The sequence below is a fragment of the Vibrio neptunius genome, from assembly GCF_000967495.1.
Lineage (GTDB): Bacteria > Pseudomonadota > Gammaproteobacteria > Enterobacterales > Vibrionaceae > Vibrio > Vibrio neptunius.
This window is the reverse complement of sequence record NZ_JXXU01000008.1, coordinates 1-1,229: the sequence shown is the minus strand read 5'-3', so window position 1 is coordinate 1,229 and position 1,229 is coordinate 1. Positions and strand designations below refer to the sequence as shown.

Here is a 1,229-nt window from a genome sequence, read left to right as displayed (position 1 = left end):
TGATGCCGTGACAGGGAGTAGGGAGTATCCTTCCTCATCAATCGAATCATCGTCAGCCTCCGTGGGGTGGGAAAGCGTTCATATCATTTTCCTAGGTTGAATCGACATTATTAAGAGAAATTAGTGCGAAAATAGCGGCAGGTAATAATTAGGTAGGCCACTTTGCAGGGCGAAGTCTTTATGGCGAGTGACCTTTTCCACCGACCAATTGGATAAATCTTGCTTAAAGCGCGTTGCCCCTTTAAACATACGATCCATATTGGTCACGCGGCGCGTGTCCCATTGACTGATGTCGTAATTAAAATAGGGTGATTGAGCAAATAAATCGCTCATATCAGTGACATGACTTGTACACAGCTCTATCTTGCCGTTGATAAAGTTTTGCCAGTAATCTTGTTGGCGCAATAGCGCATTATCGACCACCACATATAAGCGCTCATCGATAATCACTACACTACCGGGAGGGTTAGCATCACAACGAATTGTATGATTTTCTTCGGCAAAACTGGCTGTACTACCCAAAGCCATGCAGGCTAAAATAACAGACGTTATTTTCATGATTAATATATTATTTATTATGATTAGTTTTAATATTATATTTACTTAACTAATCAAAGTTAACGCTATTTTTTGTCTTGATGCATGCCAAATATAATAATGATATCAATGTCACGCATAGGGTGTGAATAAATGTTATTTAAATCATTTATGGATGATTAAATTTAATATATTAATGACAAGCTATATTGACTTTCTAAAAATTTACATTTAATCGAACACTAACCCAGAATTCGAGGACACACACCAATCTTTTGGTGAGTGTCCTGAATTGAATTTCAAACAATAGCAACCGTTTTCTGTGACGGCCTTGTCTAAACCACATCCTTTACTCGACACATTGTTAACACACTCCTCTATAAGAACCTGATTTTTGACCAGTTAATCGGCCTATGCGTTGAATCCGTTGACTCTTCTGAACCCCAGCGATATCCTGCAAAAGCACTGGCAAAATCCAGTGCCAGGATTGATACCCTGCCTCAATTCACTAGTCGCATAGAGCGTCAGCAAAACGCTGCTCCCTATGTGCTGCCTTGGCGCACCTGTAGAAAACGGATTGGTTTTTGTTTGAACAATCCGGTTGGTATTACGGTGAGCTGGGCGAGGCAGCTCCTTTCGGGGAGGCTGGCCGTTTACTAGTGAGCGGTAGTATCAACCTTGTTCAGTTCACC

Annotated in this window: 1 protein-coding gene; it reads right to left on the bottom strand. The window is 41.1% G+C overall.

Annotated features, from left to right (window positions below; translation table 11 throughout):
• Positions 1 to 120: 120 nt before the first annotated feature.
• The gene (locus TW84_RS03450) at positions 121 to 558 is read right to left on the bottom strand and encodes a BspA family leucine-rich repeat surface protein (protein WP_045974290.1); all 438 of its coding nucleotides are present in this window, start codon (positions 556 to 558) and stop codon (positions 121 to 123) included.
• Positions 559 to 1,229 lie beyond the last annotated feature (671 nt).

Bases quoted from the DNA above. Each gene is read 5' to 3' on its own strand.
- TW84_RS03450 (WP_045974290.1), bottom strand. From the start codon at position 558: ATGAAAATAACGTCTGTTATTTTAGCCTGCATGGCTTTGGGTAGTACA.